This window comes from Microcystis sp. 0824 (genome assembly GCF_003112475.1).
In the GTDB taxonomy this organism is placed as follows: domain Bacteria; phylum Cyanobacteriota; class Cyanobacteriia; order Cyanobacteriales; family Microcystaceae; genus Microcystis; species Microcystis aeruginosa_C.
The window spans coordinates 1-10,361 of the sequence record NZ_BDSM01000039.1 but is presented as its reverse complement, the minus strand read 5'-3'; the positions used below and the strand labels follow the sequence as shown (position 1 = coordinate 10,361).

Annotated in this window: 10 protein-coding genes and 1 pseudogene; 4 read left to right on the top strand and 7 right to left on the bottom strand. The window is 41.0% G+C overall.

Annotated elements, in window-relative coordinates; all coding sequences use genetic code 11:
• A partial coding sequence (locus tag N0824_RS13410; protein ID WP_233256441.1) for a hypothetical protein occupies window positions 1-1,691 on the top strand: 1,691 nt, incomplete at its 5' end.
• 115 nt (window positions 1,692-1,806) lie between these two features.
• Here the strand turns inward: N0824_RS13410 and N0824_RS13405 are convergent.
• From N0824_RS13405 to N0824_RS13375, 7 genes are all read right to left on the bottom strand, one after another.
• Window positions 1,807-2,514 carry a hypothetical protein gene (locus N0824_RS13405; protein ID WP_108937107.1) on the bottom strand — a complete coding sequence of 236 codons (708 nt, stop codon included), beginning with the start codon at window positions 2,512-2,514 and terminating at the stop codon, window positions 1,807-1,809.
• Entirely contained in the window at window positions 2,511-3,413 is a 903-nt protein-coding gene (locus N0824_RS13400; protein ID WP_108937106.1) for a hypothetical protein, read from the bottom strand. The genes N0824_RS13405 and N0824_RS13400 overlap by 4 nt, the downstream gene beginning before the upstream one ends.
• 298 nt (window positions 3,414-3,711) lie before the next feature.
• Window positions 3,712-4,599, bottom strand: coding sequence for a hypothetical protein (locus N0824_RS13395; protein WP_108937105.1), 888 nt, complete (start codon window positions 4,597-4,599; stop codon window positions 3,712-3,714).
• A gap of 198 nt (window positions 4,600-4,797) precedes the next feature.
• Window positions 4,798-5,757, bottom strand: coding sequence for a tyrosine-type recombinase/integrase (locus N0824_RS13390; RefSeq protein ID WP_108937104.1), 960 nt, complete (start codon window positions 5,755-5,757; stop codon window positions 4,798-4,800).
• A gap of 90 nt (window positions 5,758-5,847) precedes the next feature.
• Window positions 5,848-6,156, bottom strand: a complete 309-nt coding sequence (locus N0824_RS13385; RefSeq protein WP_108937103.1) for a hypothetical protein — start codon at window positions 6,154-6,156, stop codon at window positions 5,848-5,850.
• 55 nt (window positions 6,157-6,211) lie between these two features.
• Window positions 6,212-6,529: a DUF4164 domain-containing protein gene (locus N0824_RS13380; RefSeq protein ID WP_108937102.1), complete on the bottom strand. Its 318-nt coding sequence runs from the start codon at window positions 6,527-6,529 to the stop codon at window positions 6,212-6,214.
• An 11-nt stretch (window positions 6,530-6,540) separates the two neighbouring features.
• Complete coding sequence (locus N0824_RS13375) at window positions 6,541-6,864, bottom strand: hypothetical protein (protein WP_108937101.1); 324 nt, start codon at window positions 6,862-6,864, stop codon at window positions 6,541-6,543.
• Between the two features lie 233 nt (window positions 6,865-7,097).
• Here N0824_RS13375 and N0824_RS13370 point away from each other — a divergent pair, with 233 nt between their 5' ends.
• The 3 genes and pseudogenes from N0824_RS13370 to N0824_RS13355 form a co-directional block, all read left to right on the top strand.
• Complete coding sequence (locus N0824_RS13370; protein ID WP_108937100.1) at window positions 7,098-7,595, top strand: hypothetical protein; 498 nt, start codon at window positions 7,098-7,100, stop codon at window positions 7,593-7,595.
• Window positions 7,596-8,155: 560 nt separating this feature from the next.
• On the top strand, window positions 8,156-8,308 hold the full coding sequence (locus tag N0824_RS20740; protein ID WP_158269555.1) for a hypothetical protein: 153 nt from the start codon (window positions 8,156-8,158) through the stop codon (window positions 8,306-8,308).
• 294 nt (window positions 8,309-8,602) lie between these two features.
• Window positions 8,603-10,361 (top strand): annotated as a pseudogene (locus N0824_RS13355) (hypothetical protein); the annotation flags it as partial.

The window sequence follows — 10,361 nt, the reverse complement described above, 5'->3', positions numbered from 1 at the left end:
GCAAGGGTTGCCAATTCCTTGAGCTATGCCGGTCTGGTAAGGGGGATTACGACTACCTACAAAAGCGTGCCATTGCATTGCAATCTAAGCGATTAATCGCTCACCCAGCATCATTACCTAACCCTAAATCAACCGACCCCGAAAATGGCTACGATTACAGCCATACAGGGTTAATGTTTGAGGAAAGCGAGTTAAGCGCTAACACTACCAAAATAGTTAAGGTAGGGGAAAAGGATGTTAAGGATACGATTGAGGCCTTAGCGGAAAAGGATGATAATGATCTATTCCTATCTCTTAAGCCTTTACTGATTACCATTAAGAAGCTTCTCTCGGAAAAACAGCCTAATCGCTATGGTTTTGACGGTAAAATCATTAGAGAGAAGCTTTTAGGGCTAATTCCTAGCAATCTCGATTTAATCAAGCTAAAAGAAGCATTAACCCCCGATTTAAGCTTTCTTGATCCAATCTCTGAAATGGGGGAATCAATAGCTGATATGCCGGCATCGGTCCGCAAGGCATTCAGCGAAAAGGATAGCAGTCTAGCGGAAAAAGCCGAAAATGAGACATTAAAACAGTGGATACCTGAATTTATTGATTCTTTGCAAGGTAAAGGCTATTTATCCCTTAATAACCATATTTTATCGGTATCTTTCCTTGATAAACGATTCTTAGCGATTATAAATGAGGCCGCTAAAATCATTTTCTTGAGTGCCACGGAATCGATCGAAAACCTTGAGGCCCGAACCGGGCTAAAAATTGATCTAATTACTACCGGGGGGGGGATTCCAGAGAATATCAGGTTTATCCAAGTGTCAGACCTTGGCCGTAATGGGATAAGCCGGGGAAACCAGCAAAAAAGAATGGTTAAGGCTATCCTTGACTATTACCGGCAAGACGACCCCGATAACACGGCTTTTATCAGATTCCAGTCTCACTGTAAGGATGATGGGGATGAGACAAGCCTAAGACATTTTGTCAATTCTCAGGGAACGAATGCGATCGATGGTGTTACCCGTCTAATCATTGATGGTTTACCATGCCATAATCTAGAATCCCTACGGCATGATTACGCTATTGGCACTGGCAATGACCCCTATGGTGAGGGTTTTAACCGCTATGTTCACCATCAAATTTTGAGAGTCATTAAACAAGAGACAGGGAGGCCGCGGGCTAATCTTTACCGGGATCGAATTTTCGAGATTGTTCTCTTGACCGATTATGATTTTAGTGGACTCATCCCCCCTAACCAGATTAAGCAGTGTAAAGCGCATGAAATCACCCCTCTCGCTGAAAGTGTCAGCGAACGGACTAAACGGCTAATAGGTGAGGCTGCTAATCGGTTGTGGGAATCTGGACAAAAAATAACCGAGCGTGCGATCTCTACTGTAACCGGCATGGCACGGACTACGGTCAATCGATGCCGGGAATTTTTGGATGAAATCTTGGCCACATTTACTATAAAGGATTCATATAGCAATTGTGGCCAAGCTGAAACCCTTACCCAGACCGACACAGACCTAATTAATGATGCTACGGTTTACCTAGAGGCCGCTAGTGAGGACTCACTCCTAACGGAATTTGGGAACATCCTAGAGGTACTCGATCGCAATCAGTCGGCCGCCCTATGGGGATTTATACCTATTCCGATAAGAGATAAGCTTCTTAATCAGCTTTTGGCGATTGCAACTTAATCACTAATCATACTCAAAACTCAAAACCGAAAAAATTGCGTATTTTTGGGCATTTTACCCTTGAGAAATGTTTCAGAGCTAATCGGGGTTAGGGTAGTAAACCTTATAAAAAATTCTAAGCGCTGACTAATCTAGCTCGTCGAGATCGAACCAGTTCTGGGATATAAGTGTTCTTGTCATCTTGTCCTTGAAAACCAAGCCTTTCGTACACAGAGCCGCCAATGCCAGGTATCACCTCACCGTCTGACGTTCGCTGATCATCTTTTGCAAAATATATGAATTCAAATTTATTAGATATTTTTGGTTCAAATTCAATTTTTAATTTTTCTTCTGCATTAATATACATTACTGGAGCTACGATTAAAATTTTATCTGGATTAATTTTTTGAATTAAATTGACAAGGTTTGTTTTGACTACGCAAGCTCCAGAAATAATAGACTTAACAATAATCAAATAATCGATATTGCTGGGGCTGGGTTCCTGATATTTTTTTAGAATTGGAGCTACTTTTAAGTCGCTAATTCCAAAAGGAGAAAATCTTTTGTTCCAAAAACAAGCATATCCTATGTTAGAAAAATGGTTCTCTAACTGTAGGATAATGCCTTTTGCTAAAAAATCAGCATCTTCAACGGTAGAGGCTAAATATAGGCTATGGGGTGAGCTATCGATAACTCTATTTAAAATTATTTGCCCGAGCTTATTACCGAGTTGTTCCATTACTTCACGATACCTTTCAGGTTCAATACTTTTATTTGCTAAAATTTCAAGGTAGGTAAGGATTGTGCGATCATTGTTAACAAAATTAGATGTTTGTCTGGTCATATTAAAAACTTCTCCAAGTCTTCAAAAGAGGTGGGCTGAAATTGCTTGATTAAATCTTGAATTTTTTTGAAATTTGAACTTTCTATATCATGATATATGGTTCCCGTATCTAAACCATCAGCATAATCCCAATGCAAAAATCCCTTAGAGACATTATACTGGAATCTGGGAATCCGATCCAAAATACTTCGCATTCCTGGATCTAGCTCAATATCCGAACTAAACAATCGGATGTATGATGGCTGGGTAGTTTGGGCTTTGTGTAAAAGCTCGCTCACCGAAACTTCTGACGTATCTATTGAATACCAAGCTCCCAATAAAACGGTCGCAACACATTCGATTTTGTCTGGCTCAGGCCTGTCAAAAGCAGATAGATAACTTATCGATTCCTTAAAATCAGGCATTGCTTCTATTATTTCATTTATGTTTTTTGAATAATAAAAATAAAATACAGAAGTGTAGTTTTTTATTTCGCTAGGAATGGTTTTACTAAGATGAATTTGTTGTGTTTTGTTGTTGGTAACTAAACATAATTGAGTTTCTTCTAACTTTATTGTTTCATTAATTCTGTACTGCGAGTAAAAATCATAAGCGATAGATTTTAATGTATCGGAATTTCCCCAAGAAATACCTTTTTCTTTGTTTTTTAATTGATAATGTATTCGTAATTTTGGAAAATCAATTACTAAATCATCTACAAAAGTTTTGAGTTGACTAAAAAATTTAGCATCAATGCCTTCTTCAACTATCTGTTTAGCTATTTCGCTCAATTTGTATATGGCAAAAAAATCCTCGTATTCTTTTCCCTTATTATTGTTGGTTCCTCCTCTATTTTTATTTTTGATATACGTTAAGGCATCTTCACCAAAAATTGTTTGAATTAATTCGTCTGTGTACATAATTTTTCAGAAAAATAAGAAATTATTTGATTATTTCATTGAATCCCAAGCCTCTAGAACTAGGCGATGGATGCTGTATTCACCGTACTTCTTTATCTTGTGGTTCTCTTGGGTTTGGTAGGTAAAATGTATTCTAAGATACATTCTTCATAGCGAGGGGGTGGAATGAACCACAAAGACACAAAGTACACAAAAATTGATCGATCCTATGTAAGTTAAACTTATCACACAGAACCTAAAAGAGCTATCTCGTTGTTCTTGAGGACTTAATATTAGGCATTTTCCTACTGGGAAGTGATTAGACTTCATACCAAAGGCTATCAGCAAGATTAAGTGTCCACTGTTTAAAAAATTTAGGGTATTTTGTTGACGTGATTTCTTTCCCTTCGCGAATTTTCCCCTTCCACTTTTCGATAGTTGAGGTTGGTATGCCTATCTTTTTACTTAATTGGTCATTGGTTAAGCCTTGTCGGTTGCTTACTGTACCCTCACCCGTTACTGATTCAATTGAAACAGTGTCACCCGGGACGGGACCGATCGCGACCTTGTCCGGTTCAACGATTGAGTCAGGTTCCATAGTCTCAACCGTGGCAACGGGGGGAAGGGGGGAAGTGACTGACTCATAATCAGACTTATCTATTTCTGTACTTTCCTCTATCTGACTCTCTATCGCGTCAATCAGATTTTGATCGTCTAAATGATCTAATCTCAATGCTTCTTTAATCAGTGGTTCCATATCGGGGGGTTCCCCTTGTCTATCCTGTTGGCTATCTGTGTCTATTCTGTCTATCTCGCTGTCTATTTTTTGACTATCCAATTGGATAGATAGGGTATTTAGGCGATGTTCCAAGCTGGTCATTTTGCTTGATAATCCTTGATCACAATCGTTTAGGCGGTCGTCAAAAGCCTCTACCCAATCGGTTAGTTTTTTGCTGATTATGCCTACTCGTTCATCTATTTTTTGAGTAGTTGCCTCTAATCTGTCTATCCGGTCACTGTCTAGCTGATTGTCTATCCGGTTCCCCTTGCCCGTGACTATCCCAATGTCTATTTTACCGTCTAGACATCCTGAGATAAAATCATATAGAAGCGAGGCTGTGTCTGTGTTTTGGCTTTTTGCCAAGTTGTTAAAAGCCTCTCTTTTTTCCCCTTCGATCCGAACGGTGATTAGTTTATCGCGTGCCATAGTGTCTATCCGTTGTCTATCTGTCTATTCACAGAATAGCCAATTGTCTAGTCAATGTCTAGCCAAGATGGACAGTTTGAGAATTGGCACTCTATCTAAAGAATTGGCACTCGATTAAATCTCAATACTCATGATGAATCACCCCAAAACTTTTTTCCGTCGGTTTTAGGGGCATTTATGAAGGGGTTTTTTTGGGGACTAAACCAAACTATCAAGTAAGTCGGTCACTTGCTTTTGGTGACATTTTCTCGCGTCGTCATAAATTAAAAGGGTGTTAAGGCTAGAGTGTCTCGATAGCTTTTGTACCCTTCTCACGTCCCCATTAGTCGCTTCTAAGGCCGCTGTGATACTGCTATGTCTGATTCTATGGGGACTCATGACCTTGCTGATACCAGCATCCTTACAGCGATCCTTGACAATATCATAAATAGACTGAGTAGATAGGCGGCCGTCTTTATAGCCGGCATTCACAGAACAAAACAAGGCTTTATCGGGGTTTACTTCCCCCCTTGCCTCTAGCCATGACTCAATGGCCGTGACCGTAGCACTGCCAAGAGAGATAATCTCTGATTGATTCCCCCGTCCCTTCCCAAAAATTCTCAAGGTTTTGGCTGTGGGGTCAAAATCGCTAATATTGGCCTTGCTGACTTCCGAGCGCCGGAGGGCATTAGACCAAAGAAGCATCATTAAGGCACGGTCCCTAAAACCCTTTAATGTTCCCCGATCAATCCCCCCCAAAACTCGCTTAAACGTCTCGGGGTCAATGCCCGACGTATCTCTATAAGCTGACAGCTTCTCAGACTTGACCGCTTCTAGCATAAACTCACAATGCCCGCAATTATAAGAGAACGCGACTAAACTCTTAATAGCAGCTAACCGACGGTTGATAGTTGCTGATTTTAACCCCTTTTGGATTAGTTCCCCCTTATAGCGGGAAACTAGGGCATAAGCGCCATGCCTATCGAGTGATAGGAATTTTCCCAATTCCGTACCCAGATCAGCGAGAAAATTCTCAATATCCTTTTGGTACACCCGGCGGGTGTGATTACTTCTTTTGGTAGCTAACCAATCACCTAAAACCCTCTCCCAATCGGTGCTAGGGGGAACCGGGGTTAAGTGAGAAAGTTTGGAATTTAGTAGTACAACGTTATCGGTCATCTTGTGAAAACATTTATTATCAACACATTAAGAATTGTTAAAAACCCGTGACCTCACGGGTAGGGAGTAGGGGTTAGGGTACAAATAGGGCTAATTACGCGGAAAAAACTCTGGACATCTTTTTTTAGCGTTTTTAAGGATTGCTTCTGTTTGACCTCTCACAATTTCATCGCGCAAAATATACAGTATTTCCGATCCTGATCCTGTCCCCGTCCCTACTCTTGCTGTTGCGTACGGAAAAACGGCAGAACTGATCGCTCTCGCGGTTTCCCCTAGTGTCAGTCCAGATTTAAGATACTGACAAGTTCTTTTCTCAAGTATTTCTTGAGTTTGAGCATCGAGAGACAGTGCCACGGTGGGCGACAAGACAAGGATTAAAGATAATACTATGGCTTTCATTGTTTTGGTTGATAAGTTATTTTTATTTAACCAGTAACCTTTACTGGTTAAAGTTTCAGGGGTTAGGAAAAAAAACTATTTTTGCGAGTATGCCTAGTATTCCCGTCACCAAAATTCCGACAATGCCAAGAAAAGCATTACTTGTAATATTCAACCGTCCATTTAGGTCATTAATGCGCTTGTCTGTCTCTATTAGCTTAGAATCTAAGGTTTTAATATCTCCCTTTATTTCCGATTGTCCGATTTCTAACTTTGTGAGACGTTCCTCGATTTTGTCGAATTTTTGGCTAACATCTTTCTGGTAGCTGTCTATTTTCCCTTCAATCCTTGTCAGAACAGCTTCTAAGGAATAGGTCACGGTTTCGTTAGACATTGCCTAAACTCCTATTTTTTCGTTGATGCGATTTCTCTTACCAATTCAGCCCGAAGCGAAGCGATCGCCGCGTTCATTTTGGCTTCGATCGCGTCATCGATTTTTTCTGATAGCTTATCGGCTAAATTCCCCCCATTCGATTGGGGTAGGGAGTCCGGGGCGTGAACTGCTAACCCTGTTTTTAATAAGTCGATGATGGTACTGCTGATCTGCACTTTCCCACTTATATGATGTATCGGCTGCCCGTTTTCCTCTGCTAATTTCTCGATCGCTTGGTAAATTGCGATCGGACACCGGAAGTCAACCCGGACAACGTTATCGTTAATTTTAGGCATAAATAACTATATCAGATATATTATCGGGTTTACATTCATGCTATCACTAACTCCGATAAATATCTTATTAAAATATCTGATACTATTATCGTTCACTTATTATATAGTTTAATCACATAGGTATTGCAATCCGATATAGTATCGGATATTATATACATATAAACCAAAAGCGACCGCTACCGAGTACCAATCAAACAGCGATCGCCTATCATCCAAAAAAGGATATCTCTATTATGCAACTAATCGAAGCACTCGCAACCGACCGCGCCCGGCGCGTAACGACAAAATATGGTGAGAGAACCGTAATTGACGCAGTTCGGCGTGATAACGGGGAAAAAGTGACCGTATGGCGCGGTGGGGATGATGAATACTCCCAAAAGCACGTGATCCGGAATGCTCGCTTAACTTTAACTCTAGATAACAAAGGAAAATATTCCTTAGTGGAGGATCCCAACTTAGTCAGTCTGGGCCAACCCTTACCCGTTGAACCGGTTCCCGTGAAACCAGTTTATGACCATAAAATCGCTCAAAACAGCGAGAAAACTAGCGATAGTGACCAATCACTCCTAAACCCCGATAAAAAGCGCGAGATTGCCTCTTATATCTCCCAAATGAAAGACCTTTATGGCTATTGCTTACAGCAATCTGAAAGCTTAGGTTTACAGGGTGAGGATCGCCGAACGGTTGCGACGACCTTGTACTTAAGCGCTCAAAAGAAATTCTCACTTTAATTATTAGTAAATGGGGGATTAATCCCCCTAAATAGGAGAGGAAACATGAAGGAATTTACAGCAATCTTACCGATCACAATCGAGGTCACAATCGCGGCAAAAAACAGAAAAGAAGCGTCGTCAATGTTTGACGATTTGTATCTAAATATCTCGGTGGAAAACGACGGGAACCAAGTGATAGAGATACTAAGCGATAATCTGGGATTAATTGAAAATAGCTGGGAATTAGAGGACTAATTATCAGTTATCAGTTATCAGTAAACCGTATTTATTTAGGAGTAACAATGACCACAAAACAAGAATATTATCAGATTTTTTCTTGATTCCCAGATTCTCCCATTGATCAAAAATTGTTGGGGGAATCTGGAATCTTACCGCTATTAATCGGGTTGAGAAAATGGAATTGAGGATCAAAACTCAGTCACGGTAAGGGTTTTGAGGTTATATAAGTAAAACTTATCTAAGGATTAAGCAAGTCTTATATAAGACTAGTACGAATCAGGTACTTAACGACTTTTCCGTGCTACAATGGCAACATCAGAAATTAGGAGACGACATAAATGCCGCGAAGAGTAGATGAGCCAATGAAGGGGATGCACATTCGGATACCTTCAGTTATGAGAAATCGAATCAAGGAACAGGCTAAAAAATGGGGAGAGAGTGAGTCGGTGATCGTCCGTGAGATGATCAAAAAATTCTTAGAAGCCGCCTAAAAGAACTAACCGCCCCATAGCCTGCAAGCTTTGGAAGCGGTTCAAAAAAAATATTTTACTTATAGCCATGAAGTATAGCACTAATAGAAGTTTAACGTCAAGAGATTTTCCAGAAAATCTCCAGAACCGTGGGAAAAGCGAGAAATTAAGCGATAGAAAGATTACCAGCCCGATAGAAGTCGCAATAAGCAGAATAAAGGCTAATTTTGGCATAAATTGCCAGAATGACGCGAATTTTGTGGCACGGGTACTAAAAAGCACGGTACAAAAATCTGATTTTTCTGGGGGTGTGGAATGAGTAGAAGCTTTCAACCCCTAAAAAAAGGATGCCCGATCTGTAATGGCGCTCGCCGGGACTGCCGGCAGTCCCTGTTAACTAACTTGATCCACTGCCGGGATATGGATGCTAACCCCCCCGATTACCTTCATCGGGGAATAGATACCAACGGCTTTCATATGTGGGCATTCAAGCCGGATGCTGACAACTGGAATGATGAGAAGCGCCGGGAATACAGGGAACAACGAGAGCGCGAAAAGCAATTAGAACGGGAAAGACACGCTCGATCCTTGTCGCCCATAGAACGGGATAGAGAAATCAGAAAAATACTCAATCAATTGACGCTATCTGATAGTGATCGCGTTCTCTTAAAAAACCGTCGGTATTTGACCGATGACAGAATAGCCAACTTTAGAACCGTTGACCAATGGCAAAAATTACCTATTTCTGTCTCTCCCGGTTTATCGGGGGTTAACTTCGATGGTGGGAAGTTAAATAATCCCGTTAAGGGGATTTTAGTGCCAATTCCAGACCATAACGGGTTATTTGTCGGTTTAAGGCTGTATAACCCCAATAGTAAAGAAAATGACCACGGGAAATACTTATGGCTGTCTTCTAGGGCGCGGGGGGTTGAGCCAAAGTTACAGAATGGTGAGTTACCCCTCGCTATCTATTGGCCTAAAGAGTTAAAACACCGTGACCAGATAGGAATCTGTGAAGGGTTAGAGCTTAAACCTGCCATAGCTGCTGACAGATTGGGGATACCCTTCATCGGGGCATCGGGGGGGAATTTTGCGGGTAGTAATGATTCCTTACTAAATGCGATCAAGTCCATACGGGAAAGATTAGGGAATACTAACGCGGTTGTGACCCTGTACCCTGACGCGGGTAGTTTAGCTAACGAAAATGTTACTAACCAGTACAGAAAATTAAATGATATTCTACCGATCAGCGTTGCTTATTGGGGTCACGGTTTCGATAAGAAATTAGGTGATATTGATGAGATAGGGAATCTGGAATCAATCGAATTTTTTAGCCCTAGCCAATTCTTTGAATTAGCTAAAAAAGATTTATCATTCTGGGAAAAAGTAAAACGATTAGCTTTTAAAGATCGGAAAAAAACGAGAAAACCTTTACCCTCACCCTTACCAAATAAACGAGAGGCAAAAATCTATGACCGCTCTGAAAGATTAAGTCTATGGGCATCGGGTAAATATATTCTCGATACTTCCCCAACTGGAAGCGGTAAATCTTATGATGCTGGCAAGGCAACTCCTGAGATGATGGGAGTTACAGATTTATTTTATATTACCAGTGACCCTCGAAATGTCTCAACCCCTACCCTCAAAGATTGGCCAATCTTAGAAGGCCGTCACGCTGGGTTATGCCGCAACGAATTGGGGGAAGTGAGAACACGAAAAAGGAAAGACTCACTTGATAGATTCCAAGAAAAAGACTTAAGGGCTAATTGCGCTCGACCCTTTACCCATGCGGCCTTAGCTAATCAAAATATAAGCCACGGGATAGAATCGTCTACTATCTGCAAGGGTTGCCAATTCCTTGAGCTATGCCGGTCTGGTAAGGGGGATTACGACTACCTACAAAAGCGTGCCATTGCATTGCAATCTAAGCGATTAATCGCTCACCCAGCATCATTACCTAACCCTAAATCAACCGACCCCGAAAATGGCTACGATTACAGCCATACAGGGTTAATGTTTGAGGAAAGCGAGTTAAGCGCTAACACTACCAAAATAGTTAAGGTAGGGGAAAAGG

Coding starts and splice junctions, on each gene's coding strand:
- N0824_RS13395 (WP_108937105.1), bottom strand. CDS start 4,599: ATGGCACGCGATAAACTAATCACCGTTCGGATCGAAGGGGAAAAAAGA.
- N0824_RS13405 (WP_108937107.1), bottom strand. CDS start 2,514: ATGACCAGACAAACATCTAATTTTGTTAACAATGATCGCACAATCCTT.
- N0824_RS20740 (WP_158269555.1), top strand. CDS start 8,156: ATGCCGCGAAGAGTAGATGAGCCAATGAAGGGGATGCACATTCGGATA.
- N0824_RS13400 (WP_108937106.1), bottom strand. CDS start 3,413: ATGTACACAGACGAATTAATTCAAACAATTTTTGGTGAAGATGCCTTA.
- N0824_RS13390 (WP_108937104.1), bottom strand. CDS start 5,757: ATGACCGATAACGTTGTACTACTAAATTCCAAACTTTCTCACTTAACC.
- N0824_RS13385 (WP_108937103.1), bottom strand. CDS start 6,156: ATGAAAGCCATAGTATTATCTTTAATCCTTGTCTTGTCGCCCACCGTG.
- N0824_RS13370 (WP_108937100.1), top strand. CDS start 7,098: ATGCAACTAATCGAAGCACTCGCAACCGACCGCGCCCGGCGCGTAACG.
- N0824_RS13375 (WP_108937101.1), bottom strand. CDS start 6,864: ATGCCTAAAATTAACGATAACGTTGTCCGGGTTGACTTCCGGTGTCCG.
- N0824_RS13380 (WP_108937102.1), bottom strand. CDS start 6,529: ATGTCTAACGAAACCGTGACCTATTCCTTAGAAGCTGTTCTGACAAGG.